Origin of the sequence: Alteromonas sp. 14N.309.X.WAT.G.H12 (genome assembly GCF_036697315.1) — a bacterium.
Lineage (GTDB): Bacteria > Pseudomonadota > Gammaproteobacteria > Enterobacterales > Alteromonadaceae > Alteromonas.
In genome coordinates, this window is sequence record NZ_JBAHZB010000021.1 from 19610 (window position 1) to 46530 (window position 26921).

Sequence of the window (26921 nt, forward strand, 5' to 3'; positions counted from 1 at the left end):
ATTGGGCAATAAATTAATCGAAGTAAATTTACGCCTTACTGGCTGCATTGGTGGTAAAAATAGGGCTGCGGCAGGTGAAGCGCCTGCGCAACAAGCACAAATAAAAACGCCACCACCTAATGCATAGGCTGTGGCGTTTTTTGTAGTTAGAGCGATTAAATTTGATTACATGGCGGCTTTAAATATCGCTACCACTTCCTCGTGAGTCGGCTGAATTGGGTTGGTTAAACCACAGGCATCCTGCATTGCATTTTCCGCTAAAGTGTCAAAGTCTTCTTCTTTGGCGCCAAGCTCTTTTAAACCAGAGGGAATATTAATGCTTTGAGACAGTTTGCGAATAGCTGCAATTGCCGCTTCGGCACCTTCTTTATCAGATAAGGCTTCTACCGTCACACCCAGGGCTTTAGCCACATCTTTAAGTCGAGGCGCAGCTTCTTTGGCGTTAAAGGCTTCTACATGAGGTAATAACACGGCGTTACACACGCCATGGGGTAAGTCATAGAAACCGCCTAATTGATGGGCCATGGCATGGACATAACCTAGTGACGCATTGTTAAATGCCATACCGGCAAGGAACTGTGCATAGGCCATTTGTTCACGGGCTTGCATGTTGCTGCCGTTGTGAACCGCTTCATGAAGGTTATCGCGAATGAGTTCAATGGCTTTGATAGCACAGGCATCGGTAATGGGATCCGCTGCGGTTGATACATAAGCTTCAACAGCATGGGTGAGGGCATCCATCCCCGTAGCCGCAGTCAAAGACGGTGGCATACCGGCCATCAGGCTAGGATCGTTTACTGATAACAAGGGCGTAACGTTTTGGTCCACAATGGCCATTTTTATATGGCGCTCTTGATCGGTGATAATACAAAAACGGGTCATCTCAGACGCCGTGCCCGCTGTGGTATTGATACTGATCAGGGGCAGTTGGGGTTTTTTCGAGACATCCACACCCTCGTAATCACTGATGTGGCCGCCATTGGTGGCAACCAATGCAATGCCTTTGGCGCAATCGTGGGCAGAGCCACCGCCTAAAGAAATCACACAATCACATTTATTGGTGTGCAATACATCTAAGCCTGCATTGACGTTCTCTACTGTGGGGTTGGGTTGAACGCCATCATACAGATAATGTTTGATTTTCTGTTGATCTAATAACCCTTGAACCTGCGCGGTAACACCCAGTTGTGTCATCCCCGGATCGGTGACAATTAAAGCTTGGGTAAAACCGTAATCCGCGATCTGTTGAATGGCATCATTGAGGGCGTTTTCGCCCATAATGTTAACGGCGGGAATATAAAATGTGTTGCTCATGACATGGTCCTCACTGAGAGATTAGAAATGAAACTCTGCTATTTGGAATGGCAGTGGCCCACATTCTAAACCGCTCAGTAAAAAGCATATTGCTTTGGATCAAAAGACTATGCGTTGTCGTCTTATTTTCTTACGATTTGAGGCTAACCAGTTTATTTATTGTGCTTTTTCTGACCGATAAACTGAACAACCGACGCAATACCCGTATGAAATTTCCCTTCATGTATTTCTCTATCCAGCTCCTGTAAAAGTAGGGGGTGTAAATTGGGAAACTCGTTTTCGATTTTCTGTTTTGACATAAGCATGTCAATATTGTTCGGTCCGCCCGTTTCTTTGCCCAATTGATCTTCAGAGTAAGCTTCAAGCAGCAGGATCCCGCCAGGTTTCAGGCTGCGCTCAAGTAAGGGATATAGTCGTTGACGAATGGCTGGTGGCAGATGGGCAGAAATCGATATAATGGCCCCATAGTGATTTTCTTTCGGCGTAAACTCAGCAAGATCCGCCACTTCAGTGTGAATGTTAACGCCCTTTGATTGGGCCAATTGTTGGGCTTTTTGGAGGCCCACCTCAGAACCGTCTACACCGAGTACGTCTAATCCGCCGGTGGCGAGGAAAACCGCATTTCTGCCTTCTCCTTCGGCGATAGATAACACCGGGCCATTTAATTTATCAGCATGTTTGGCTAAAAAGGTATTGGGTTCAGTGCCGTAAACATACTCTTTGTCAGCATATCGTTCGTCCCACATAAGAAAGTTTATCCTATAGATTAATGAATAAAATGTTCCATTGCTTATAGTGTGCGAAACCGGCTGTACATTATGGTGTATTCACGGGTTAACTAAGGGCAATTGAGCCAGCGAGGGCTTAAGTTGGACTAAAAACCAAGCCCGAACTCGGCTAGTCTACCACCTTACAGGAAGTATTCCAGTTATCGCATATATCTTTCACTTGTTGAAATACGGCAGGATCGGCGGTGGATTTTAACCTTAATTGGAACCGTGCCTCTGTGGTGACAAGGCTTTTATAATCAGGTAAAGAATAGAAGTGTGACAAGAAGACAGTTTGTTCCTCTTGGCACTTAAAAAAAGGGGATAAAATTTCAATTTTCATAAGACTTCTCTAACACAACGGGGGAACCTAGGTGAATTGTCCATCAACAAGGTAAGTTGATGGCCAAAGAGGTAAACCGCGCCTGACCCAAAATGGCGAATAACCTGTAGCCATTGATTGTGATAGATGAAGCATTCAGTATGCACGTTAGTGCGGCAAGTTCAGGCGCTTTTTCGTTGTGAAAAGACACGCCTGAACGATGAAATGCACAACGCGCTTACGGCTGATATGGCAGTGAAGATTGATGCAAGATAATGCGAACCTTGCCATCTTCACATTCTTTAAATACAAAGCTTTTGTTCACAAAAATGTGACTGTCGTCTTCTCCGATAAAATGCACGTTACATTGCACAATGGCTAAGTCGCCGTGCAGAATAAACTCTTCTTTACTGTACCAAACCTTCACCCAAGGCTTAAGTTTGAAACCTTTATCGTCGGGAAATTCACTATTGCCACCTACAAAATAAGAAAGTGCCCCTTCTTTTGTGGGGCGGAACGTTTGCTGGCCAAAGGTTAGCGTAGGCTTAAACAACACACGCCCGTTGTCATAATCATAACTCTCTGATAGCACCTGAAGGGAAAATGCTTGTACATCACCTCCTTCAGAATGCACTTCTCCTACCTTTACCACATTGTCGCACCAGGTTTGTAGTGCGTTATGCACCATTTCATTAGTAAACATAAGGTATACCTATCTCCTTTAAGCGCATTGAACAGTCGGGTTTCATTCACATAACCTAACGGTAAAGCGTTTTCATCTTTAACATACAAACATTGGCAATGAGGCTGCTCCCCATTCTCTTTGTTAAATATGGATGATAATGTCGCAAAGTACAGTTTTGTTACGTGATATTATTGCGTTAACAGCCTAAATACTTTGGTAAAGATAGCAACCTTGGTTGGCGATAGTTTTTATCTATTAGTATCGGCATCGCTTAGAGAAAGGGTAGGGGCCGACTTATCGGCTCCTGCCCTGTGTTTGTTAAAGGGAGTTCTTGATTAGCGTACGCAGCGGACCATATTATAAGTACGCATTTGGTCACCTTGAGATCGGACTAATCCTCTAATTAGGTACTCTACGGTTAAAAAAATCGTCCTAACTTCCATGTCCGTTTTAGCAGTTCTGCGAACGTAAAACTCACGATGAGTCCGGTTATGCTCAAAAGAAGGATTTTCGGGAATGACCCAATTGCTATTGAATGGTATTGAATTGTTAGCCAAACAATAACGGGGGCATGGATGACATAAACAGCGAAGGTACGAGATGAAATCCAGTGTGTTATTTTATTATCGAAATCACATTTCATCTTAAACCACGCCAACATCCCTAAAGCCAATCCTAAACCAGTAAATTGCTCCCACAGAGCAGCAGAAAACGCGTGTAAACTCCAGCCGCTAAAATAAAGGATAGGTCCGTGTTCTCCGGGAATTCCGCTATCCGATGGTCCGCCACCAATTATCAAAATAACGCCAAGAAGCAATGGGCCACCAAACAAAGTAATCAAGCCGATATTTTTGGCAATTCTACTTTCTATCAATGTGTTCAATCTGTCGTTTCTTGCGAATAAAATGCCTAGGGTAAAGAGCGCAAGGTATTGAGGAAAATAAGAGAATTGGAAATTGAGCACACTTTCTCCAATTGGAAAAAACATCGAGTAATGGCCGTAACCAGTGATAGCACAAGGGCAAGAATAAGGAATGCGCTGAGGGATGGGGATGCTATAAAATTGGTAAAAACCTTTGTATGAAGGTGCTTACGTAGCGCGACATAGCCAATACTAAATATCAAAAGTGCCAATACAAACCACAAAGGACCCATTTCGGTTTTATCCGATCAAAAATGACGTTTTTCCGAAATCACTGATCGGAATCCCGAAATCTTCTTCTTTTCCTTACTAAATCAATTGGTAAGCTCATCTTCATCACTTTATGAAGGAATGAGCAGCCATGGCGAGAAAGAGAACCGATATGAGAAAGATTAAAGACGTCCAGCGTCTCAAATTTGAAGTAGGATTAAGCCATCGAGATGTAGTGGCATAGTGAATTTGGCCACCTGATTAGAGCTGCTATGATAGCAGGATAACAAAGTTAGGTGACAAGATGGCAAAGAAGAAAGGCCCGAATTTCAGTGCTGAATTCAGACTCACAAGCCTGATCGTCCGCTCCTTTGACTATTTGTGCACTTCGCTTTTAATGAGACAGTGTTGAATTAGAGTTTTCTAGTTTTGCTCGGTAAGCTGCAGGAGGAAGGTTACCCAGACTTTCATGTGTTCTTTCTTCGTTATAATCAAGTCGCCAGAACCAGGCCATTTCTCTTACCTAATTGAGATTTTCAAACAAGTAAGCATCAAGGAACTCTCTGCGCAATGAACCGTTAAAGCGTTCAACAAAGCCATTTTGCTGTGGCTTACCTGGCTGGGTATATACAAGTTCAATATCATTGGTTTCACACCAATCCATCAGAGTCGAAGAAATTAGCGCTGGGCCATTATCCATACGCAGCTGGGTATGTAATCCTTGCTCAGCCTTAAGTTGTTCTAACACGCGTACGACACGGCCAGCGGGTAAAGACGTATCGACCTCTATAGCAAGGTACTCCCGCGTGCATTCATCGACCACACTCAGTGCTCTGAAACGTTTGCCGCAATATAACGTGTCATGCATAAAGTCCAACGCCCATTGATGATTGGTCGGATCCAGCACTTCTAAAGGCTTGGATATTTGCTTGGGTAGTACCCATTTAGTTCTGCGCACCAAGTTCAATCCCGTTTGGCAGTAAACACGAGAGACGCGTTTGTGGTTGAAGGGAAAGCCCTTGAACCGCATTCGGCCAAAACACTGCAAGAAGCCTGCTCGATTCAAATATTAATTAAAGAATTAGTAAAGAAGATTGACGAGAGGGATTGTAACGATTTAAAAAAATAAAACCATTCAATACTTATGGAAAATAAATGGAGAGCTTACTGAAGATCATTTAAAGTACTTTAGTGATAACGACATCTCACAATCATTACTTCAATCAGTTGTCCTAAATTCTGAGGAAAAAGACGCTATATTAGAAGTAGGTAGGTTAATTTCCTCTGGAATGCCAGAAGATCTACAACCAATTATGGCGGCTGAAGCAATAGTAGTATTCGAATTTGCAATAGCTATAGCAGTAGTAGCCGTAGGAGTATTGGTAGTAGTCGCAGGACAGGCTGAAAGATAGAATTCACCAGTCAGGGTAAAGAATACAATAATCATAATTATTTATAGATTATTTTTTAGAGTAATATCTAATGTAGTAAATAATCAATTACTCAATATTAGTAAAGGAATACAATAATGTTCCCAAGACTCTTGTCTATTTTTTTAGATTATAAATGCAACTTCAGCTGTGAACACTGCAGTGTGGGTAGTAGCCCCAAAATATCTATGCCAATGCCCCGTGAAATTATGGTTCATGGAATAATGGAATTTAGTAAATTACCAGAAGCCAAAGTTATAGGATTTACCGGAGGTGAGGCAACTCTATCCAAAGAAAACCTTTTACATGGAATTGAATTAATCTCAAAACTCAACCTCACAAGTAGACTTGTTACCAATGGTTGGTGGGCTAAGAACCGACAAAAAGCAAGAAGTTTTATTAAGGAACTAAAAGCAGCAGGTTTAAATGAACTGAATACTAGCTATGATCAATTTCATAGTCCATTCATGGGCGTAGATCCAATATTGAATTTAGTAGAGGAAGGGTTAAAACAAGGATTAACTGTAGCTCTATCTGTGGTGGGCTCTGAGGAATCACATTTCAATGGGTATAAATTAAAAGAATTAATCGCCGAAAGATTAGGATGTGAAGTGAAAGGTCTACCAAAAAAATTCTTTCTGATTGAAGATAGACCCGCCCCTATAGGTTCTGGAAGTAACTTAGATGTATCTAAAATGGAAGCAAATAGTGCTATTGATTTAGGTTGCATGGAAATATTAAAAACACTTTCACTCCACCCCAATGGAGATTTAAAAGCCTGTTGTGGTCATACTGTATTTTATTCTCAAGACCTTATATTAGGTAATATATTAAGACAGAAATTTAGTGACATAGTAAAAGTTTCAGAAAAAAATATAGCTTATTGGCTTATTCATACTCTTGGCCCAGCTAAAATACTTGAAGAATTAGGGGTGGAAGGGAAGTACTCCCATATATGTCATGCATGCAATGTGCTATTAAATCAACATCGCGAAAAATTTATAATATATTTGAAAGATAATAAATCAAAGTTATTTTATGAAAAAATAATAATGAACGGAAGCGTGAAAAGTTTAGCGAAACAAGTGATAGAAAATAAAGAAGAGGTGAAGAAAAAGGTAATAGATAATCAATTACACAAAGCATGATAAAATGACAGAGAGATGGATTACTGGTTTGATCAAAATAAACTCGTTAGATATTGGCTATAAAAAAAACATAGTTTCTAGAAATATTAATTTAGAAATAGGAACGGGTATATCTTTATTTTTTGGTAAAAATGGCACTGGAAAAACAACTTTTTTTAGAACCCTAACAGGAATAATGTTACCGTTGAATGGAAATATTTATTATGATGGGGACAAATTAAGAGACGGTTCAATCGTTAAAGATGATATTTCGATACTGACACATAAAAGTGGCTTATACTCAAACCTGACTATAAGAGAAAATTTAGATTATTGGAAGTCATTCTATAGAAATAATTTGAGTACAATTACAGAAGCACTTCTAAGAGAGTTTGATTTAAACAACATTACTGACAGAGTCGTAAGAACATTAAGTAAAGGACAAACACAAAAGCTAGCGATAATAAGAAGTCTAATACCTAATGTGAAATATATTTTTTTAGATGAACCACTTAACGGACTCGATGTAAAGTCAAAAATAAAGTTTTCAGAGATACTGTACGAATTAAAAAAAAACAAAACAATTTTAATATCCACACATGGATTTTCAGATTTTGATATAGAAAACTCAAATAAATTTATATTTTATAATCAAACCATAGAACCTTATGGCAAAGTCGTATCTGAAATTTGGGGAGACTCAATATACATAGAAATAACCATGGGAAATAAAATACCTCAAGAAGTGCTGAAGGAATTTAACATCGATGAAATTGGAGAATGCACTTATTCATGCAGCTTTGAATCCAAGGTTATGAAGGATAAATTTTATAATAAAATTAATGGTTTAGATATAATATCAGTAAAAACCACTGAAAATCAGTTAAAGTCAATTTTATCGGATTGAAATTTTAATGAGCAACTTAATTAAACTTATAGTTAATAGAGTACTAAAAGAAAATTGGAAGGGCCTTATACTTTCTCCAATTATGTATGCTTTCTTATTTAGTTTGATTGTATTGATTTCAGCAGCATCGCCTGAGCTATTGACAGGAATTACAAGATCTTCACTTGAAAAATCGAGAGAGCAACTTTTTGACGCCAGTAAAAATATAGAACTATGGCAAGTATTTGTGATGGTTCAAGGGATGTTTTTTCTCGCTGTAATAACTTCAATAAATGCATTTAACATTTCTACATACACAATCAAAGAAGAGTTGAGGAACAACACAATTGAAGTTTACCTAGCATCTAGATTAAGTGTGAAAAAGGTGGGGCTTAGTATCGCACTAGCTAATTCTCTTCTATCCATAACCCAATATGTTTTTTTAACTATATTTTCTATGCTGCCATGTTTAATCTATCTAATTTTGTGGAGCGATACTGAATTTGCGCCATTAACATTCGTGATTACCTTTTCATTTCCGTGTCTAATTGGGCTATTTGTTTCAATTAATGTCTCATATATATGTTTATATTATCCGTCAATATTAACATCGGAGCTCTCGCTCGGATATAGAGTTTTGAGAGCATTGGCTTTAGCCCCATCAATAATAGTACTTACAATTATAACAGCTATACCTCAAATTCAGCCAATTATACTTGCAGTCTCAATATCAAGCCTAACAATCTTAATAATGATAGTGCTAACTTGGAACATGGATCTCGCTCTCAATAGAAGTGTAATATTAAATAGTAATTAATGGAAAAATAATGAAAGTAGACATAGTCGAATTGATATCAGACCACTGGCAGATGATTAGTTTTATAGTAATATTTATTTACCTGATCATTGAATTATATTTGGTAAATAAAATTAAGGTTGACAGAAAACACCCAATATTCAATTATATATATTTTGACTCAGAAGATCTAAGGATTTTTGTGCCCAAGAAAAGTGGGTTGGGCTATACATTCAACTTTGCTCACTTGATCTGTAGAATATCTACTTATTTTATATTATCTATTTTAATAACCGGGATATATGTATTGATAGGGAGGTAGAAATTAATATGAAAATTGGATTTATTGACGAAAACTTCAATGAGTTGAAAGCATCTATAGAGGCGGAAATATTATTAGAAAATGGCTGTGAAGAAGTACAACTCGTATCCATAGGCAACGTAATAAATTTTTTAGAAAAAAACAAATCAAAGAATATCGACACTGTCGTTTTCAATGATATAAACTATACGATGATAGGCCTCGATAATTTACAAGCATTGTTCGAGTATCTTTATAATAATTCAATTTCTGTTGATTTTATCAAATATAGATTTATGGCAAGCGGTGACAAAGCAAGGTTACTCATCAATCTACTACAAAAAACTTCTAAAAATGAAAATCAAATATTATCATTACTCGGTAGGAAATTACGAAGATGCTAATTAGTAACTTGATAATACTTACCCAGCCTGTAAAATTTTTTTTTAATTTCGATAATAAATCAACTTCAAACGCCTTAGCCAATATAACTATCTTGATAACATTAACATTTTTATCCACATACATATTCTACAACAGTATGAGTGAAGATGGTTTTGTTCTATTTGAGTTAAAAAAATTAGACAGCGAACTCTCAAGCATGTCTAATGAAATAGAGAATGGACTCAGGTCTATATATAATGTTGCTCCACTTCTTTATGGATTACAGTCTTCAATTTCATTTCTGGCTTCTATAGTGTTTCTAAGTCTTTATAACTTTCTATTACTATTCAGAGTAACAAAAGTCAATTATCTATCTTGGTTCAAAATAATCACCTACTGTTCTGTTCCTCTATACTTAAAGAACATTGGAATAATAGCTCTAGTTTTTATTTCCCACAATTCAACACCAACGAATAAGACTTTAAATTTTTCTTCATTACAGAATATACTGAACGGAAATTACCCATTTGATGGGATAGATATATTCGATGTATGGTTTATGACTTTGTATATGCTATCTTCTTATATTATGTTAAATAATTCAGGGAAACTTAAGAGTGTATTAATTATGATCCCCTCATTTCCAGTGCTTTTTTATTTTGGATGGAATTACTAATTCGATGACAACTATGTTATTCAGATTATCCATTTTAATCATAGCTTTTACTATTGTTATTTATTTGAACTTAGATAACTCAAATTATAAACTAATAGATGTAAGTATTAAAAAACCTGAAATGGGTTGGTTGAGTAACGGTGTTGAATCGTCCTGTAACCTTAAATTCGGAAATGAGATTGAAGTGGCTACTGAAGTAACGGGACGAGTTGAATCTATAAATGCAACAGAAGGAGAGTTCGTTAAAAAAGGAACACCAATATTACAATTAGATTATACATCTATAAGTAATAGCATAAATCAACTATCATTAGACAAAGAAATCCTAGAAATAGAATTACAGACGGCCTCTATTGAGTTATCAGAACTTAATAGAGAGAAAAATAGACTTATGAGTTTTATCAAAGATAACTACGTTGCAGAGGTAGACTTAGAGAAACTTGAATCAAATATTCAAGTCAAAATTAATCAAATAAAAACACTAAAAATGCAAATTGAGAAGAACAAGTTAAACCAGCTTATAAAACGATGGGAATTACAAAAATACACCTTCGAAGCACCTATGGACGGAGTGATTACTGAGTTGTTTGCACGGAAGGGGGAAACAGTTATTCCTGGACTTAGGAATTTCGATAGTTCATTAGTATTTAAAATTGTTGATGAAAGGAAATACAAAGCTATAGCTAATGTAAACGAGGTAGATATATCAAACATAACCGTTGGACAAGAGGTACTTATTTACCCAGCTTCGATAACAGATGATATTGATGCATTTAAAGGTATAGTATTGAATATAGATAAGGAACCTCAAAAACTATTAAATAATCTCGTTTATAAAGTAGAAATAGAACTTAAAAATATAGATAAGAAACTTTTTTTCTATGGAATGAGCTGTCGAGCGGAGTTTTTAAACAGAGATACTCATAAACATGGTTTTTTATTACCGATTAATTTGGTAAAAAATGATAATAAGGGTAATTTTGTTTGGGTTATTCGAGATAACAAATCTTTAAAAAAATATATTGAAATTGGAGAGCGTGATAATTTTTTTCAGTTAACATTAACTAGTTTAAAGGGTGACGTCCTAATAATTGGCCCAAATGAAAGCTTGGAGCGACTTGAGGACGGAAAAGATGTTAATGTACTAGATTAGGTATTTTCTATGCTTATACAAATATCAAATGGCAACAAAAATTATACACATGAGCGATTAGAAAGTAAGGTTTTAACTAATACCAATATCAAAATAAATAGCGGTGAGTTTGTTGGGATTATTGGTGATTCTGGGTCTGGAAAAACAACGTTATTAAATATTTTAGGCCTACTAGATGATCTGACCTCAGGTAAGTATTTTTACAATGGAATAGATACAAGTACGTTAAAGAATTCTGACCTGGATAAAATTAGAAACACACAATTTGGCTTTGTATTTCAGTCTTTCTATTTACTAAGTCGATTAACAGTAATTGAAAATGTATGTTTACCGCTTCGGTATTGCTATAAGAAAAAATCAGAAAGAATCAGCCTAGGCCTCCAGATTTTGGAAAAACTCAACATATTAGGAAAGTCCTATATGTATCCGAGTCAATTATCAGGCGGTCAAATTCAGAGAGTAGCTATAGCTAGGGCTTTAGTAAATAATCCATCGGTCATCTTCGCTGATGAGCCAACTGGTAATTTAGATAGTAAAAATTCATTTGCAGTCATGAAATTATTAAAAAAAATACATGAAAGTGGACATACGGTAATCGTCGTTACACACGATCTCAAATTAACATCTTATTTCACCAAAATATTCAAAGTAATGGATGGAAAAATAATTGATGAAATTTAATGCCAACTGTATCTTGTTTCCAGTGGTAAGTGGTATTGAAACATCAATAAACTCTCTGAAACTTAATTTATTTTCCACTATATTAACTACATCAGGAATTGCTGTAGGAATATTTTCGGTAATAGTCATTGTTGCTGTCCTAAACTCCCTAGGTGAATTTGTTACTAGTAAACTTGATTCACTAAGTATGAATGGGATTACTATCAAAGCTAAGACATCTGACGAAGATAAGTTGTTGGGAATAAATAATGCTCTAAGTTATCAACTTGTTAATGAAATCAAAGCCGCTCTCCCAGAAATTGAGAACATAACACCAGTAACGGCCGATCCGATAATGGTTCTTGCTCGATTCAAGGATATTTCCGTTCAGACTTCTTTAGTTGGTACTACTCACGGCTATTTGGAACTAGCAGGCTTGTCTACAGACTATGGTTTTTTCTTTTCAGAAGAAGACAATATTAAAAATCGCAATGTAGTATTCATTGGTGCATCACTCGCAGATAAACTTAAATTTAGTAAATCAATGTTGGGGCAATTTATAGCTTTAAATAATCAATGGTATAGGGTTATCGGCATAGCCCAATCCAAAGGTGACTTGTTTGGACTTGACCAAGACAACTTTCTGGTGGTTCCCCTAACCTCCATTTCATCCCTGTTTAATAGAAATTACGGCGATAGGTTAAATGTTTTGTTAAATATTAGTAATAGTGGATTTACTAAGCAATCAGTAGAAGACAGATTTCATCGCTACTTTAGAAGAAATCAGAATGAGATAGAGTTTGATATTACTAGTTCAAATAGCATTACTAAGAGTTTTGATGAAATTACGAGAGTAAGTACGGTCGGTGCAACTGTAGTTGTAGGGATCAGTATTTTCGTAGGTGGAATCGGGGTTATGAATGTAATGCTTCTTAGCGTGGGTGAAAGAACGCACGAATTTGGAATTAAGAAGTCTATGGGAGCACCATTTAGTTTTATATTTATAGAAATATTGACGGAATCAGTCATCATTTGTTGTTTCGGTGCCACAATAGGGGCACTAAGTGCAATGCTAGTTATTTTCTTTATCGACCTAGCTTTACCCTTCCATATAACTGTATCTTACTTAGTATTGTTATTATGTTTTTTATTCATAATATTAATCGGAGTGATTTTTGGTGTTACGCCAGCTTATAAAGCTGCAGAATTAAATCCATCCGTTGCAATAAAAAGTAAAGTTTAATTCTTTAGACGATTATATTAAGTTTGATTTTTACTTCCTGGGGATCTCAATTAAGATAAAATTTAGTGGTCGATACTGGGACAGTTTTACATTGCCGGTGAGAACTAGCCTCTTTTCTGCCAGCTTCGATGATTCACAAGGATATGACTCGATAAAAGTTAGAGGACCTTTATGGCAATTGTTACCGTGGTGATGAAGCGCACGAAATTCAAAACTTCACGTTTTGTGACGCCATGCTACAAGCACTTATCGCCGACCCTGGGTCTCTGCTACCTATGACACACTAATAGGCCGCTACATCGAAACTACCCGTTTATCCGGTTTCCTTGATGCCTACCTAGTGGATGTGGTTAAAACAGGACGCGTAGTAACTGCAATCTTTTCTGGAGAAAAAAGGGAAATGGTTAATTACACCATTCTTGCTCATGATAACTTTAACGATGAATGGAAACTGATGACCCTTGATAGCGCAAATATCTCTATCTGTGATTCACGTCCCCCCTTATCAATTGAACATGTCCAAAACGCCATTGCTTTCGTTAAGTCAGAAGAAGAAAGAAAACGCCAGTTAGAACTCGATAGGGTACAAAAAGAAAATGAATCCTTTGAACAATTTGCCGCTCACATCGATGAACATATGCCTCATGGAACTAAAGCCGTTATCATCGCTGAAAGGGTAGGGAACGACTCTAACTCTCTCGAAGATTACTATGGCTCTATATCTCTTGATTGTGTGATCGTAGGTTGGTCTTCCCATAATCGTAACCTTTTCCCTGAAATGCGGAAAGCGGCTAAACGCTTTGCCCCTGTTGAACATTTAGCTGAACTTCCTAAAGACATGGAACACAAACGCTCCTATGGCTCTAAACGTGCATTCCTTAAAGAGTCCTCTAATGAATATGCTGACGGATGGATGGTTTATAAAATAAACCTCTTTGACGCCGGCGCTCGATACATTCCTCAATCTGCCCAGATTTGCCCCGCGCTGTTACCTGATGCTGATGTAAATACCAACCAGCCTGTTCAGGTTCATGCCCGGTCAAGTTCTGGTTTCTCTGTGAAGGATTTACTTATCTAACCTGTTGCGGGGGTGTCCTTTTCTTGCACTCCCTCATTTTTGCGTCACGTTAGGCTTAGTTGTGTTGTTTGGAGTTTTTATGAATTGTTCCGCTTCCGCTTAGTACTTGACCAGACATAACATAGTGAATATATATCGAGGTATCTGATCTCAGGGGATAAGCTGCTGTGCCGCCCATAAACTTAAAAATGATTAAAGGCTGCACGATAAACATGTACAGTAGTGCGGGAACGCCCAGCCTACTCAATCGCTCAATAACGAATTTTTGCGCACCATGTCGGTCAATCGCCCCCGGGACCATAGCTCCTGCAATAAAGAACAATACCCCCATGAAAAATGATTGCAGATGGAATATAAAAAAAATGTAGGGGAGTTTGTCGGTGAGAGTGCCCTCTGGTCCGTCTTTGATATACCAATCACCCACGTGACTGTAGGTTATACAACAGTGAAAGTGGACTACAAGAAGGACGATGGTGGCACGTAAATTATCCACCCACGCCATTCTATCGATTTTGTTATTCTTTATTATTTTATCTGTAGCCGACAAAATCGTTATCCTTAGGTCAGATTAAAGCTTATAAATATGCAGGTCAGAATTCAGGATGCGTTATAGCCTATACATATTTTTAAACAAGGTTACAGCAAGGGGTAGGCCAGAATATAACGTTTATTTTTCAATGTATTACGATTTCCCTATGGGTGCTAATGAGGTATTTCACTAACAATGGGTTAGGTTAACCAAATTGTCGCGGTTTTTGTTCCGTCATCAGCAGTGAACTTTCTAATCATGACGTATTTGTCCCAATGTCTTTACTTAAAAAACAATGTCCCTATGGGCTGTACCTTTTGGTGGGTAAACAGACCATAAAATGCGGGTTAAAGTATGTCCAAGTTGTGATAAAATGCCCCGCGAAAAAAATAACAATAATAAAAACGAACGATTATCAGAACCTTATGTTAGGCGTTAGAGTGCGCTAACATTTATTTTTGATGAAAAAACGCCCAGCGACAGAGAAAATATATATCAAAAGGTTGGTGCGGTTTATAAGTAAACCTATGAAAGGCAAAGCAATCCCATACGTAATGGGGCTAATGCCTAAAATAGTAATGGTCATTTTTATACAGAAATAACAAAATGCCGGTTGACAGATAGACGTCTATACGGCAAATTGTCGGTATGAAAATGATTATTCGCATTACCAGCATGACGATTATTACCACCTCGAAGAGGGCGGTCGCTGGTTAGTGCGCATTTGCAAACAAACACTAAAAGCCCGCCCTTCACAAGAGCGGGTTTTTTTTTACACAATTTAGCGTTGTTAAAACAAAATAATACCGAAAGGAGCATTACATGAAAGTCTTAAAGTTTGGTGGATCTTCTCTGGCCGACGCAACTCGCTATATGCGCGTCACCGAGATTTGCATGACCACCCACCAAACCGAGGGCGCAGCTGTAGTGCTCTCAGCCCCCAAAGGGGTAACCAACGCGTTATCTTTGCTATGTGAACAAGCGGCTCAAGGCGATGACTTTCAGCCTCTTTTTCAAAAATTAACCGATACGGTACAGGGCATCGCCGACGAACTGAACACAACCTTGGACAATTTTGCCCATAAGGATGTGTCAGCTTTTATCGATTCTCTGTTAACTACGCTGAAGCAACAATTAGAAGGCATTAAACTGTTAGGTTGTGCCCCTGACAACGTGGCAGCGGGTATTCTAAGTGTGGGTGAATACATTAGCGTTAATTTATTTAGTGCTATTTTGCAAAGCAAAAACGTAACCAATCAAATTATAGATCCCGTTGAATACGTGTTAGCTGAAGGTGACTACCTCGACAGCATTGCCGATGTGGCGTTAAGTAAAGCTCGCTTTAGCGAAGTGCAAAGCGATGGCTCTCGATTATTGATTATGCCAGGCTTTGTGGCTGCCAATGAAGTGGGTGAAAAAGTGACCTTGGGGCGTAACGGTTCCGATTATTCTGCGGCAATCCTTGCGGCCTGTATTAATGCCGATTGCTGCGAAATATGGACAGACGTTGATGGCGTTTATAATGCCGATCCTAATCAGGTGGAAGGCGCGGTACTGCTCGACAAACTAACCTATCAAGAAGCCATGGAGCTATCTTACTTTGGTGCGAAAGTGCTGCACCCCAAAACCATTGGCCCTATCGCCCAACACCATATTCCTTGTTTAATTCGCAACACACTTAATCCGGCGGCACCGGGTACGTTAATTAGTGATGAAGCGAGCGAGAAATGGACCTCCGTTAAAGGGATTTCCCAGTTAGATGATGTCACCATGTTTAATGTGGCAGGCCCAGGTTTAAAAGGCATGGTGGGCATGGCTAGCCGCGTGTTCGGCGTAATGAGCAATGCCAACATTTCTATTAGCCTTATTACCCAATCGAGTTCAGAATACAGCATCAGTTTTTGTATCCTAGAAAAGGATGCACAGCGAGCATTGCACCTGCTTGAAGATGCATTCGCGCTAGAACTGCAAAACAAGTTGCTAGACCCCATAGAAGTACGCAATAGCCTAGCCATTGTGACTTTGGTTGGCGATGGTATGCGTCATACCAAAGGGTTAGCAGCTCGGTTTTTCGCCGCACTTGCCCAAGCGCGAGTGAATAATGTGGCTATTGCACAAGGCTCCTCAGAACGTTCTATCTCTACCGTAGTGGAAGCGGACAAAGCGAAAAAAGCGGTACGCGTTATCCACCAAAACTTCTTTTCCGATCGTCATACCATTGATGTCTTTTTAATTGGTAGCGGTAATGTTGGCACCGAGTTGCTAAGTCAGATCGCGCGCCAGCAAGACACGCTGCTAAAACGTAATATTCAGCTACGGGTTTATGGTATTGCCAATAGCCGTAAGTTGCTACTTAACGCCAAAGGCATTGACGTTAGCGGAAATTGGCAGGCAGAGCTCGATAGCGCAAAGGAAGTGATGACGCTGAGTCGTTTAAAAGCCTTCGTCAATGAAAACTGCTTGGTGAACCCGGTTATCGTTGATTGCACCAGTCATGAGGCCATTGCGTCACAATATGTGGACATGATGGAGAAGGGTTTCCATGTGGTTACTCCCAATAAAAAAGCCAATACCGACACTATGGCGTATTATCGCCAGTTACGTAAAACCACCCAAACTACCAATCGTCAGTATTTTTATGAAACGACAGTAGGTGCGGGCTTACCGGTTATCGACAACCTGCAAAAACTGTTCGCAGCCGGTGACGTATTGCATCAGTTTGAAGGTATTTTATCTGGTAGCTTATCTTATGTATTTGGTAAGTTGGAAGAGGGGATGACTCTTTCACAGGCGACTATAGCTGCCAAAGAAAATGGCTATACAGAACCTGATCCTAGAGACGATTTAAGTGGTATGGATGTGGCTCGTAAGCTATTGATTATGGCCCGCGAAGCCGGTTTGTCGCTGGAGCTCTCTGACATCGAAATTGAATCTGTGCTACCGGAAGGTTTCGCCCAAGGTGCGTCTATTGATGAATTTATGAATAAATTGCCTGAGCTGGATGCGGCCTTTAGCGAGCGCGTAAACGCGGCGAAAGCAAACGACTGCGTGTTACGTTATATTGGCAGTATTGATGGTGAAAAATGTAAAGTGACCATTAAGGCCGTGCCGCTAGCTCACCCTCTTGCGGCGGTTAAAGATGGTGAAAATGCGCTGGCAATTAGCAGCGATTATTACCAACCTATTCCTTATGTCATCCGTGGTTACGGTGCGGGCGGTACCGTTACTGCTGCCGGTGTGTTTGCCGATATTCTGCGTACCATGCCGTGGAAGCAGGTCGCGTTGTAAGAGGAAGTAGAATGAAAACAACACGTGTATACGCGCCGGCGTCAATCGGCAATGTGAGTTTAGGGTTTGATGTGCTGGGGGCGGCGTTAACTCCGGTAGACGGTACGGAATTAGGTGATGTGGTTGAGGTTAAAGAGGCCGATGTTTTTGGCTTAACCGTATCGGGCCCATTTGCCCATAAATTACCGCCAGGTGAAGACAATAATATCGTTACCCTGTGTTACGCCCATTTTATGGAAGAAATGGTAAAACTTGGTAAGCCTGTTCATCATGTTGCCATGACATTGTATAAGAATCTGCCCATAGGCAGTGGATTAGGCTCCAGTGCCAGTTCTATTGTTGCTGCCTTCCAAGCATTAAATGTGCATTTTGATCGCCCCTTTGATGACAATCAACTATTGTTGATGATGGGGGAATTAGAAGGGCAAATCAGTGGCAGCATTCACTACGACAATGTGGCTCCCTGTTTCCTTGGTGGTATGACATTGATGACTGGTGATAAAGATCAGGTGACGGTTTCGTTGCCGGTATCACCGTCTTGGTATTGGGTGATTTGTTATTCTGGTATCAGTGTGTCGACTTCAGCAGCAAGAGATATACTGCCAAAAGAAGTGGATATGGCAACCGCCCTGACATTTGGTCGTCAATTGGGGGTTTTTGTTCATGCCTTACATAGCCAGGATTTTACCTTGGCTGCTAGCGTAATGAATGATGTGATAGCAGAGCCTTACCGCAAATCTCTGTTACCTGGGTTCGACGAAGCCCGCAGTTTTAGTATGGCGCAGGGTGGATTAGCATTCGGCATTTCCGGTTCTGGTCCAACGGTATTTGCCGTATGTGATAATGCCGAGAACGCCGAGTTTATACGTGAATGGCTGCAAGCCAACTATGTACAGAATGAAGATGGTTTTAGCCACGTTTGCCGTATTCCTCAAAAGGGTACGGTAGAACAGCAAGTGAAAGAATAAAGGTATCCCAAAGTGGAATTAGTTAATTTAAAAGTAGCATCTGACACCGCGTCTTTTGCCCAAGCGGTAAAACGTGGGCTCGGTCAGAATCAAGGATTGTACTTTCCTACCAATGTGCCCAAACTGGCGGATGTGGAAAGTTTGTTGGAAAAGCCCTTTGTTGAACGCAGCATTGACGTATTAACCGCGTTAATTGGTGATGAGTTAGGCGAGGGTACCATTGAAAGTATCGTTAATGATGCATTCACGTTCCCGGCACCGGTTGTTAGCGTTAGCGATAAGGTTGCAACGCTAGAACTGTTCCACGGTCCAACACTGGCGTTTAAAGATTTCGGTGGCCGTTTTATGGCGCAAACACTGGCTAGGATCAGCAAAGGTGAACCAATCACTATTTTAACTGCTACCTCCGGAGATACCGGTGCCGCGGTTGCCCATGCTTTCCACGGAATCGAAAACATCAATGTGGTTATTTTGTTCCCTAAAGGCAAAATAAGCCAGTTGCAGGAAAAGCTGTTTACTACTTTGGGCGACAACATTCATACCGTGGCCATTGAAAGTGATTTTGATGCCTGCCAAGCCATGGTAAAACATGCTTTTGATGATCCTGATGTACGAGAAGGACTACACCTTAATTCGGCGAATTCCATTAATATTAGTCGCTTGTTGGCGCAGGTTTGCTATTACTTTGAGGCCGTTAGCCAATTAACCCCCAAGCAGCGAGAAGAGCTGGTTATTTCGGTGCCTAGTGGTAATTTCGGTAATCTCACCGCAGGGATGATTGCCAAAGCCATGGGCTTGCCCATTAAACGTTTCGTAGCGGCTACCAATTTGAACGATACGGTGCCTCGCTATTTAAAAACCGGCGAGTGGGATCCGAAAGCCACGGTGGCTACTATGTCTAATGCCATGGATGTCAGTCAGCCAAACAACTGGCCGCGCATCGAAGCCTTAATTGAAAGAGGCTACTTGGATAAATCTTGTCTGCGTGGTGAATGTGTGGATGAAGAATATACCCAACTTGCCATGCGTCAATTGGCGCAACTAGGCTATACCAGCGAGCCGCATGCAGCGATTGCTTATCGCGCATTAAGCCACGACTTGGCTGATAATGAATATGGCTTGTTCCTAGGCACGGCGCACCCAGCTAAATTCCGTGAAACCGTGGAAAATGTGCTTGGACAGCCCTTAAGTCTACCTCAGCCATTGGTTGAGTGCTCAAGTAAAGAAAGCCAAGCAGTGCCATTACCGGCTGATTACGAGGCATTAAAGGCGCATATGTTCTCTATTTTAAAATGAGTTCATGGCAGGATGTGCTGAGCCTCGAAAAGGCTCAGCCGTACTTTCAATCGCTACTGCAAAAGGTGTATGACGCCCGTCAACGCACTGTGGTGTATCCTCCCGAAGAGGACGTCTTCAAGGCATTTACCTTGACGCCCTTAGAGCAGGTGAAAGTGGTGATTTTAGGCCAAGATCCTTACCATGGGCCGAATCAGGCCCACGGCCTTTGTTTTTCGGTAAAACCCGGGGTAAAAATACCGCCTTCCTTAAGAAACATCTATAAAGAGCTAGCCGCCGATATACCGGGGTTTAGTGTGCCTGATCACGGAAATCTTACTTCGTGGGCAGAGCAGGGGGTATTAATGCTAAATACGGTATTAACGGTAGAGCAGGGAAAAGCCAATAGCCATGCTACTTATGGTTGGGAGCGGTTTACTGATGCAGTTATCCAAAGCCTCAATACGCAAAAGCAAAACCTCGTGTTTTTACTGTGGGGAGGTCATGCGCAGAAAAAAGGTGCGCAAATAGATCGCCAACGTCATTTAGTATTAAATGCGCCTCATCCTTCTCCGTTATCTGCCCATAGAGGTTTTTTTGGCTGTAAGCATTTCAGCCAAACCAATCAGTGGCTAACAGAGCATCATCAACAGGCTATTCACTGGCAGGTGTAATACGTACACCACGAACTGTGTGACCTAATAAGACAACAGGTACACACCCATTCGCTGCCAATAAAACAGCAAAGCAGAACAAACGAAAACGGCCACCCGCTAAGGGTGGCCGTTTTACATTTTATCTTTCCATTGTTTCGAGTTCGTATTCGAACCCACAATCAATTTCTGCCAGTTCTTTTTCTAGACGGAAGCGGTCTTGCAGTGCTTCGATTTCTCTCCATTTTCGTTTTTTCTTACTTTTGGTTTTAGCCGGAGTTTCTTCAATATTTAACATCGCAAACAGATCTGACTTATCCACTAGGATCTCCTTTTATACCACTAACAACAAGTGCCAGAATTGAATATTACTCATCCATCTGGTTACTTTTGTATCACAGCCGACACAAGAATAAAATAATAAAATTAACTTTTTATTAACAATATGTGACGATTGGATGACAATTCGTGGATTTGCCCAATGAAAACGGCCAGTAAAAACCGGCCGTTTGTCAGATGCACTGTTTTGGCATAAAGCCAAAGATTAATCCTTAATCTGGTGCATTGGCGTTTCTGAAGCGGCGAATGAGTTGTTGGGTAGAGGCATCGAAATTGTCATCGTTGACTTTACCCTGAATTCCGTCAAGAACTTGATTTCCAAGTACTTTTCCTAATTCAACACCCCATTGATCAAAGGAATTCACCTGCCAGATAACGCCCTGGACAAATACCTTATGTTCATACATTGCAACCAACGCGCCAAGTGTGAACGGATCGAGCTTATCGAACATAATGGTGTTGCTAGGTTTGTTGCCCGGCATGGTTTTATGCTGCGCCAGCGCTTTGCGCTCGTCTTCGGCAAGACCTTTACCGTCTAAGTCTGCGTAGCACTCTGCAAAGGTTTTCCCTTGCATTAATGCTTGGGTTTGACCAAAGCAGTTTGAGGCAAGCATGGCATGATGGGTATCATCCTGATTAGGCACATTAAGCGGCAGCATAAAGTCAGCAGGAATGATGGAGGTGCCCTGGTGGATGAGCTGATGGAAGCTGTGCTGTCCATTGGTGCCTTCGCTACCCCAAATAATGGGGCCGGTTTGCCAGTTGACGACGTTGCCGTCCATGGTGACCTGCTTACCGTTACTTTCCATGTCCAGCTGTTGCACATAGGCAGGTAGGCCACGAAGATAATGGTAGTAAGGCAATAACACATGAGACTGGGCATCAAAGAAGTTGCGATACCACACCCCCAACACCGCTAAAATAACCGGAAGGTTGCTTTCAAAGGGGGTCTCGCAAAAATGCTTATCCATGGCATGAGCGCCATCTAGCAGACCTTTAAAGTTTTCAAAGCCCAAGGCCAGACAAATTGGCAAACCAATGGCAGACCATAAGGAATAACGTCCGCCTACCCAGTCCCACATGGGGAAGATGTTTTCTTCGGCAATACCAAACTCTGTGGCGGCTTTTACATTGGAAGAGACTGCAACGAAGTGCTTAGCGATGTCTTCTTGCTTACCACCTTGTTTAAGGAACCAGGCTTTTGCACTAAGGGTATTTTGCAAGGTTTCCTGAGTGGTGAAGGATTTAGACGACATCACAATTAAGGTTTCTTCATGATCGACACTGGCAAGCACATCATGAATGTGACAACCATCCACGTTGGCAACAAAGTGCACTTTTACCGCGTCATGGGTATAAGGTTTCAGTGCTTCGGTCATGATTTTTGGACCTAAGAACGAACCACCAATCCCAATGGCTACCACTTGCTTTATGGACTTGCCGGTGTAGCCTTTATGGGCGCCAGAATGGATCGATTGGGTAAAGGCTTCCATTTTTTCCAGTGTGGCTAAGACTTCTGGCATGACATCTTTGCCATCCACCATAACAGGCTTGCCACTAAAGTTACGTAACGCCGTGTGTAATACCGCCCGTTTTTCGGTGGTATTAATGGTGCTGCCGTTAAACATGGCATCACGGTGGGCGTCAACACCTTGGGCTTTCGCCAAAGAAAATAAAGCCGTCAGAACGTCTTTGGTGACGCGGTTTTTCGAGTAATCTAAAAAGATACCGCACCCTTGTGCTTGCATAGCTTCAGCGCGGGAGGGATCGGCGTCGAACCAATCGCGCATATGGGTTTGTTTGACGTCTTCGGCTAGTTTTGAAAGGTCTGCCCAGGCAGATTGTTGTGTTACATCACTCATAATTTTTCCTGCATTTAAAACAGAACTGGCCTTTACAGGCCCAGTTTTTCTTTCAACATGGTTTCCAGTTTCACCTGGTCAGCGGCGAAGTTGCGAATGCCTTCGGCAAGCTTTTGTGTTGCCATGGGATCTTCGTTCATATCCCAACGGAATGTACCTTCATCCAGTCTTTCTTCAGGGGTAGCAGACGCACCGTTATCTTTTAATTTAACGGGAAGTGGCGCTGTGGTATTTTTCAATTCCTCTAAAAGCTGCGGGCTAATGGTCAGACGGTCACAACCGGCCAACGCTTGGATCTCGCCAATATTCCGGAAGCTTGCACCCATGACCACAGTGTTAAAACCATGCTCTTTGTAGTAATTGTAGATACGGGACACTGATATCACGCCAGGATCTTCTTCAGGGGCATAGTCTTTGATATCGGTATTCGCTTTGTACCAATCCAGAATTCGACCTACGAAAGGTGAAATAAGGAATACGCCAGCTTCTGCACATGCGCGGGCTTGGGCGAAACTAAATAATAACGTTAGGTTACATTGGATCCCACGTTGTTCTAAAATCTCAGCGGCTTTAATACCTTCCCAAGTAGAGGCGATTTTGATCAGAATACGGGACTTATCGATACCTTCATCGTTATACAGTTCAACTAACCGTTCCGCTTTTTTTATGGTAGCTTCAGTGTTAAATGACAAGCGCGCATCTACTTCGGTGGAAATGCGACCAGGGATCAGCGCCGATATTTCTTTTCCTATGGTAACTGCCAACTTGTCAGAGGCGTCGATAAGTTGCTGCGCCGGATCTTGAGATTGCAGCTTTGCCCACGCAACGGCATCGTCAATGTACCCTGCATACTCTGGAATACTCGCTGCTTTGAGCATGAGTGATGGATTCGTAGTGGCATCTACCGGTTGGTATTTCTTTATCGCTTCTATATCGCCGGTGTCAGCAACGACAGTTGTTATTTCACGCAAAGCGTCTAATTGATTGCTCATCGTTTCTCTCTGAATAGGTGACCTAATTAAACGAATAACACACAGCCAGCAAGGTACAGCCCGCCAGGTTGTGCGTTTACAGAATATGATGGTTGTAATATTTTTAACAACCACAATGTAGGGTTTGTATGTCTGGCAGTTAAACCAGATCGATTTTGCTAATTTTATAACAGACTGGCGGTATAAATAACACCGTAATGCGCTAAATACTGCAATCTAATTGATGGTTACACAGCAGTTTGTTATCCAACAAAGGAGTTTTACATGTTAGTTGTGGTCTCACCGGCAAAGAATCTTGATTATACCTCGCCGGTTCCCGTGGAAAAGGCAACCCAACCCGTATTGTTGGATGATGCTGCTGCGTTAGCAGAACATTGCCGCTCCCTTTCGCCGGCCGATTTAGCATCGTTGATGAAAATCAGTGACAAACTGGCCACGTTAAACGCCAATCGCTTTAATGCGTTCTCCACACCGTTCACGAAAGAGAACGCCCGTCAGGCGATATTTGCCTTTAATGGTGATGTTTATACTGGCCTAGATGCGGCGACGTTAAGTGACGACGCATTAGCGTATGCCCAGTCCCATTTACGTATTCTTTCCGGCTTATACGGTGTTTTACGGCCCCTAGATCTTATGCAGCCATATCGCTTGGAAATGGGGACGAAACTGGCTAACAGCAAAGGGAAAAATCTGTACGAATATTGGGGCAACACCATTACTACCGAGTTAAACAAAGCCCTTAGCCAACAGGGCGATAATGTGCTGGTGAATTTAGCCTCCAATGAATACTTTAAGTCGGTTAAGCCTAAATCCCTTGATGGCATGATTGTTACGCCTGTGTTTAAAGATCAGAAAAATGGTCAATATAAGGTCATCAGCTTCTTCGCGAAAAAAGCGCGGGGTCTTATGGCCCGTTACATTATGGAGCATCAAACTGAAGATGTGGCAGGGTTAAAGCAATTTAACGAAGCCGGATATGAATTTTCTGAAGAACAAAGCTCCGACAGCGAACTGGTGTTTTTGCGGGATGAAGTCTAACCGCTGAGATATGCCGTTTAGGTATATAAGTATTTGTATCAAAGTAATATTATGACGGTGGTATTGTCTCTTTTTTTTGGGGTTGAGGCGATGCCTAAATTTTTGGAGATGATTTATGTACACGTTATATGGCTTCCCTCGTACTCGCTCGGTTCGTGTGGCCTGGGCTTTGGAAGAGCTGGGATTACCTTACGATTACAAATGCATTAACCTCAAAGAAGGCGAGCAGCGTTCAGCAACATTTCTAGCCTTAAATCCGGCAGGGAAAATCCCTACTTTGCTCACTGACCACGGGCCAATGAGTGAATCTGCTGCCATTGTAACCTGGCTGATGGACAAACATGGTCAGCAGGAATTTACGCCAGTGTTGGGCTCAGCCGAACGTATGCTGTATGAGCAAGGGATGCACTTTTTGGTGACGGAGTTAGAACAAACGCTGTGGAATAACGAAAAACATCAGTTTGTTCTGCCCGAGGAATATCGCTTACCTAAAATGAAGGAAGTCACGGAATATGAATTTAAAATCGCAATGAAAACCTTTTCCGCCCTATTAGGGGATAAAGACTATTTAACGGGAAACTTGTTTTCTGGCGTCGATATTGTGGGGGGCCACCTTCTTTCATGGGCAAGAGGCAGTAAAATGGAATTTGGCTACGATAACTTAAAAGCCTACGCAGAAAGAGTGTTATCGCGCCGGGCTTATCGCGCTGCTTGGCAAAATGAAGTCGCCCATTCAAAGGGGTAGTAAGTAAATTAGCAATGTGCCTAGGGTACATTGCTGTCTATTGGAAACTCATCATCATTTATTTTTTACGGTACTTGTCAGCAGGTAGCGTTAAGGCGTTGTTGTATGCAATCTTTGCTCGATGCAATTTATGAGGAAATTAAGCCCATGCTTGGGCAGGGGAAGGTGGCAGATTATATTCCTGCGCTAGCCAGTGTCGACCCTTTTCAGTTTGGTATTGCTATTTGTGATAATAATGGCGAGATCACCCAGGTGGGAAATGCCAATACGGCGTTTTCAATACAAAGTATTTCCAAAGTGTTTAACCTTGTTCTGGCGATGACCCATTACGACGATAATTTATGGCAGCGGGTTGGCTGTGAGCCATCGGGATTGCCCTTCAACTCCCTTGTGCAACTGGAATATGAAAATGGCATTCCTCGAAACCCTTTCATCAACGCAGGTGCATTACTTATCAGCGATATAGTGCAATCTCGTTTTGCCTCCCCCCAGTTAGCCATGCGGGATTTTGTACGTACCTTGTCGGGAAACACGGAAATTCATTCTAACCCGGTGGTGGCAGACTCAGAGTATGCTCATCGTGACCGAAATGCGGCCATGGCTTACTTGATGCGGGATTACAAAAATTTCGACAACGAAGTGGAAGATGTACTGAGCAGTTACTTTTTTAACTGTGCGCTAGAAATGAGTTGTGTGGATTTAGCCCGAGCCATTAACTTTCTTGCCAACCGAGGCTATTCCTTGATGGCACAAAAGCAAATTTTAACCCCAGATCAGTCTCGACAGGTCAATGCCCTTTTGGCAACCAGTGGTATGTATGATGAAGCGGGTAGTTTTGCCTTTAACGTGGGGTTGCCCGGTAAAAGTGGTGTTGGTGGCGGGATCGTTGCTGTGGTGCCCGGACGATTTTCTATCTGCGTATTTTCACCGGCATTAAATAAAGTGGGTAATTCAGTATTGGGAGTGGCTGCGCTGGAATCGTTAAGTAAACGCATTGGTTGGTCGGTTTATTAGAGGGCGATTTAGTGGGCCTGTCTTTAATGCCCATTGGCAGGTTGTCTCACGGGATTTTAGCCTGCGGTGATAGAAACCTCGCAAGAATTTAACCCGGCGCACTGGCGGCCGGGTTATGGCTGTCATTAGGCGTTACAGTTTTACCATTAACTTGCCTTTATTTTTCCCTGCAAACAGCATATTTAACCCTGAAGCGGCATTTTCTAGCCCTTCAATGGCGTGGGCTCGGTATTTAATTTTTCCTTGCTGCACATAGGGGGAGAG

At 41.1% G+C, this 26921-nt stretch carries 25 protein-coding genes and 2 pseudogenes; 16 read left to right on the top strand and 11 right to left on the bottom strand.

Annotated features, from left to right (window positions below; all coding sequences use genetic code 11):
- Positions 1–165: 165 nt before the first annotated feature.
- The 6 genes and pseudogenes from yiaY to V5298_RS08475 all read right to left on the bottom strand — a co-directional run.
- Positions 166–1314, bottom strand: coding sequence for an L-threonine dehydrogenase (yiaY, locus tag V5298_RS08450; RefSeq protein WP_332931024.1), 1149 nt, complete (start codon positions 1312–1314; stop codon positions 166–168).
- Between the two features lie 152 nt (positions 1315–1466).
- The gene (locus tag V5298_RS08455) at positions 1467–2060 is read right to left on the bottom strand and encodes a class I SAM-dependent methyltransferase (protein ID WP_332931025.1); all 594 of its coding nucleotides are present in this window, start codon (positions 2058–2060) and stop codon (positions 1467–1469) included.
- Between the two features lie 151 nt (positions 2061–2211).
- Entirely contained in the window at positions 2212–2424 is a 213-nt protein-coding gene (locus V5298_RS08460; RefSeq protein ID WP_332931026.1) for a hypothetical protein, read from the bottom strand.
- Between the two features lie 217 nt (positions 2425–2641).
- Complete coding sequence (locus V5298_RS08465) at positions 2642–3106, bottom strand: hypothetical protein (protein ID WP_332931027.1); 465 nt, start codon at positions 3104–3106, stop codon at positions 2642–2644.
- 400 nt (positions 3107–3506) lie between these two features.
- Positions 3507–4142: an acyltransferase family protein gene (locus V5298_RS08470; RefSeq protein WP_332931047.1), complete on the bottom strand. Its 636-nt coding sequence runs from the start codon at positions 4140–4142 to the stop codon at positions 3507–3509.
- A gap of 472 nt (positions 4143–4614) precedes the next feature.
- Positions 4615–5280, bottom strand: a pseudogene (locus V5298_RS08475) (integrase core domain-containing protein); the annotation flags it as partial.
- A 468-nt stretch (positions 5281–5748) separates the two neighbouring features.
- Here V5298_RS08475 and V5298_RS08480 point away from each other — a divergent pair.
- From V5298_RS08480 to V5298_RS08515, 9 genes are all read left to right on the top strand, one after another.
- Entirely contained in the window at positions 5749–6798 is a 1050-nt protein-coding gene (locus tag V5298_RS08480) for a radical SAM/SPASM domain-containing protein (RefSeq protein WP_332931028.1), read from the top strand.
- A 4-nt stretch (positions 6799–6802) separates the two neighbouring features.
- Positions 6803–7684 carry an ATP-binding cassette domain-containing protein gene (locus V5298_RS08485; RefSeq protein ID WP_332931029.1) on the top strand — a complete coding sequence of 294 codons (882 nt, stop codon included), beginning with the start codon at positions 6803–6805 and terminating at the stop codon, positions 7682–7684.
- A gap of 7 nt (positions 7685–7691) precedes the next feature.
- Positions 7692–8480, top strand: a complete 789-nt coding sequence (locus V5298_RS08490; protein WP_332931030.1) for a hypothetical protein — start codon at positions 7692–7694, stop codon at positions 8478–8480.
- A gap of 52 nt (positions 8481–8532) precedes the next feature.
- Entirely contained in the window at positions 8533–8781 is a 249-nt protein-coding gene (locus V5298_RS21035) for a DUF5808 domain-containing protein (RefSeq protein ID WP_416351161.1), read from the top strand.
- Between the two features lie 8 nt (positions 8782–8789).
- Complete coding sequence (locus tag V5298_RS08495) at positions 8790–9164, top strand: hypothetical protein (RefSeq protein ID WP_332931031.1); 375 nt, start codon at positions 8790–8792, stop codon at positions 9162–9164.
- A 660-nt stretch (positions 9165–9824) separates the two neighbouring features.
- Complete coding sequence (locus V5298_RS08500; protein WP_332931032.1) at positions 9825–10973, top strand: efflux RND transporter periplasmic adaptor subunit; 1149 nt, start codon at positions 9825–9827, stop codon at positions 10971–10973.
- A gap of 9 nt (positions 10974–10982) precedes the next feature.
- Positions 10983–11654 carry an ABC transporter ATP-binding protein gene (locus tag V5298_RS08505; RefSeq protein WP_332931033.1) on the top strand — a complete coding sequence of 224 codons (672 nt, stop codon included), beginning with the start codon at positions 10983–10985 and terminating at the stop codon, positions 11652–11654.
- Positions 11644–12876, top strand: a complete 1233-nt coding sequence (locus V5298_RS08510) for an ABC transporter permease (protein WP_332931034.1) — start codon at positions 11644–11646, stop codon at positions 12874–12876. Before V5298_RS08505 ends, V5298_RS08510 begins: the two co-directional genes overlap by 11 nt.
- A gap of 400 nt (positions 12877–13276) precedes the next feature.
- Entirely contained in the window at positions 13277–13954 is a 678-nt protein-coding gene (locus V5298_RS08515) for a hypothetical protein (RefSeq protein WP_332931035.1), read from the top strand.
- A gap of 55 nt (positions 13955–14009) precedes the next feature.
- Here the strand turns inward: V5298_RS08515 and V5298_RS08520 are convergent, their stop codons facing one another.
- Positions 14010–14501 carry an acyltransferase family protein gene (locus tag V5298_RS08520; RefSeq protein ID WP_332931036.1) on the bottom strand — a complete coding sequence of 164 codons (492 nt, stop codon included), beginning with the start codon at positions 14499–14501 and terminating at the stop codon, positions 14010–14012.
- Between the two features lie 804 nt (positions 14502–15305).
- Here V5298_RS08520 and thrA point away from each other — a divergent pair.
- The 4 genes from thrA to ung are packed head-to-tail and all read left to right on the top strand — an operon-like array spanning position 15306 to position 20688.
- Positions 15306–17771, top strand: coding sequence for a bifunctional aspartate kinase/homoserine dehydrogenase I (gene thrA, locus V5298_RS08525; RefSeq protein WP_332931037.1), 2466 nt, complete (start codon positions 15306–15308; stop codon positions 17769–17771).
- A gap of 11 nt (positions 17772–17782) precedes the next feature.
- On the top strand, positions 17783–18739 hold the full coding sequence (gene thrB, locus V5298_RS08530; RefSeq protein ID WP_332931038.1) for a homoserine kinase: 957 nt from the start codon (positions 17783–17785) through the stop codon (positions 18737–18739).
- Positions 18740–18751: 12 nt separating this feature from the next.
- Entirely contained in the window at positions 18752–20035 is a 1284-nt protein-coding gene (gene thrC, locus V5298_RS08535; RefSeq protein ID WP_332931039.1) for a threonine synthase, read from the top strand.
- On the top strand, positions 20032–20688 hold the full coding sequence (ung, locus tag V5298_RS08540; protein WP_332931040.1) for a uracil-DNA glycosylase: 657 nt from the start codon (positions 20032–20034) through the stop codon (positions 20686–20688). Before thrC ends, ung begins: the two co-directional genes overlap by 4 nt.
- A 121-nt stretch (positions 20689–20809) precedes the next feature.
- On the opposite strand, the gene V5298_RS08545 is transcribed toward ung, so the two are convergent.
- From V5298_RS08545 to tal, 3 genes are all read right to left on the bottom strand, one after another.
- Complete coding sequence (locus tag V5298_RS08545) at positions 20810–20989, bottom strand: DUF3545 family protein (RefSeq protein WP_216030392.1); 180 nt, start codon at positions 20987–20989, stop codon at positions 20810–20812.
- A gap of 229 nt (positions 20990–21218) precedes the next feature.
- Positions 21219–22868, bottom strand: a complete 1650-nt coding sequence (gene pgi / locus V5298_RS08550; RefSeq protein WP_332931041.1) for a glucose-6-phosphate isomerase — start codon at positions 22866–22868, stop codon at positions 21219–21221.
- 32 nt (positions 22869–22900) lie between these two features.
- The gene (gene tal, locus V5298_RS08555; RefSeq protein WP_332931042.1) at positions 22901–23860 is read right to left on the bottom strand and encodes a transaldolase; all 960 of its coding nucleotides are present in this window, start codon (positions 23858–23860) and stop codon (positions 22901–22903) included.
- Between the two features lie 264 nt (positions 23861–24124).
- On the opposite strand from tal, the gene yaaA reads away from it, so the two are divergent.
- The 3 genes from yaaA (at position 24125) to glsB (ending at position 26657) form a co-directional block, all read left to right on the top strand.
- The gene (gene yaaA / locus V5298_RS08560) at positions 24125–24898 is read left to right on the top strand and encodes a peroxide stress protein YaaA (protein ID WP_332931043.1); all 774 of its coding nucleotides are present in this window, start codon (positions 24125–24127) and stop codon (positions 24896–24898) included.
- Positions 24899–25013: 115 nt separating this feature from the next.
- Positions 25014–25643 carry a glutathione S-transferase family protein gene (locus tag V5298_RS08565; protein ID WP_332931044.1) on the top strand — a complete coding sequence of 210 codons (630 nt, stop codon included), beginning with the start codon at positions 25014–25016 and terminating at the stop codon, positions 25641–25643.
- Between the two features lie 105 nt (positions 25644–25748).
- Positions 25749–26657 (top strand): glutaminase B, encoded by a 909-nt coding sequence (gene glsB / locus V5298_RS08570; RefSeq protein WP_332931045.1) that lies wholly within the window; start codon positions 25749–25751, stop codon positions 26655–26657.
- A 132-nt stretch (positions 26658–26789) separates the two neighbouring features.
- Here glsB and V5298_RS08575 read toward each other — a convergent pair.
- Positions 26790–26921: pseudogene (locus V5298_RS08575) on the bottom strand (NADP-dependent oxidoreductase); the annotation flags it as partial.

What these genes read in the sequence shown, in the direction of transcription:
- yiaY (WP_332931024.1), bottom strand. Translation starts at nt 1,314, where the DNA reads ATGAGCAACACATTTTATATTCCCGCCGTTAACATTATGGGCGAAAAC.
- V5298_RS08455 (WP_332931025.1), bottom strand. Translation starts at nt 2,060, where the DNA reads ATGTGGGACGAACGATATGCTGACAAAGAGTATGTTTACGGCACTGAA.
- V5298_RS08460 (WP_332931026.1), bottom strand. Translation starts at nt 2,424, where the DNA reads ATGAAAATTGAAATTTTATCCCCTTTTTTTAAGTGCCAAGAGGAACAA.
- V5298_RS08465 (WP_332931027.1), bottom strand. Translation starts at nt 3,106, where the DNA reads ATGTTTACTAATGAAATGGTGCATAACGCACTACAAACCTGGTGCGAC.
- V5298_RS08480 (WP_332931028.1), top strand. Translation starts at nt 5,749, where the DNA reads ATGTTCCCAAGACTCTTGTCTATTTTTTTAGATTATAAATGCAACTTC.
- V5298_RS08485 (WP_332931029.1), top strand. Translation starts at nt 6,803, where the DNA reads ATGACAGAGAGATGGATTACTGGTTTGATCAAAATAAACTCGTTAGAT.
- V5298_RS08490 (WP_332931030.1), top strand. Translation starts at nt 7,692, where the DNA reads ATGAGCAACTTAATTAAACTTATAGTTAATAGAGTACTAAAAGAAAAT.
- V5298_RS21035 (WP_416351161.1), top strand. Translation starts at nt 8,533, where the DNA reads ATGATTAGTTTTATAGTAATATTTATTTACCTGATCATTGAATTATAT.
- V5298_RS08495 (WP_332931031.1), top strand. Translation starts at nt 8,790, where the DNA reads ATGAAAATTGGATTTATTGACGAAAACTTCAATGAGTTGAAAGCATCT.
- V5298_RS08500 (WP_332931032.1), top strand. Translation starts at nt 9,825, where the DNA reads ATGACAACTATGTTATTCAGATTATCCATTTTAATCATAGCTTTTACT.
- V5298_RS08505 (WP_332931033.1), top strand. Translation starts at nt 10,983, where the DNA reads ATGCTTATACAAATATCAAATGGCAACAAAAATTATACACATGAGCGA.
- V5298_RS08510 (WP_332931034.1), top strand. Translation starts at nt 11,644, where the DNA reads ATGAAATTTAATGCCAACTGTATCTTGTTTCCAGTGGTAAGTGGTATT.
- V5298_RS08515 (WP_332931035.1), top strand. Translation starts at nt 13,277, where the DNA reads ATGGTTAATTACACCATTCTTGCTCATGATAACTTTAACGATGAATGG.
- thrA (WP_332931037.1), top strand. Translation starts at nt 15,306, where the DNA reads ATGAAAGTCTTAAAGTTTGGTGGATCTTCTCTGGCCGACGCAACTCGC.
- thrB (WP_332931038.1), top strand. Translation starts at nt 17,783, where the DNA reads ATGAAAACAACACGTGTATACGCGCCGGCGTCAATCGGCAATGTGAGT.
- ung (WP_332931040.1), top strand. Translation starts at nt 20,032, where the DNA reads ATGAGTTCATGGCAGGATGTGCTGAGCCTCGAAAAGGCTCAGCCGTAC.
- pgi (WP_332931041.1), bottom strand. Translation starts at nt 22,868, where the DNA reads ATGAGTGATGTAACACAACAATCTGCCTGGGCAGACCTTTCAAAACTA.
- tal (WP_332931042.1), bottom strand. Translation starts at nt 23,860, where the DNA reads ATGAGCAATCAATTAGACGCTTTGCGTGAAATAACAACTGTCGTTGCT.
- yaaA (WP_332931043.1), top strand. Translation starts at nt 24,125, where the DNA reads ATGTTAGTTGTGGTCTCACCGGCAAAGAATCTTGATTATACCTCGCCG.
- V5298_RS08565 (WP_332931044.1), top strand. Translation starts at nt 25,014, where the DNA reads ATGTACACGTTATATGGCTTCCCTCGTACTCGCTCGGTTCGTGTGGCC.
- glsB (WP_332931045.1), top strand. Translation starts at nt 25,749, where the DNA reads ATGCAATCTTTGCTCGATGCAATTTATGAGGAAATTAAGCCCATGCTT.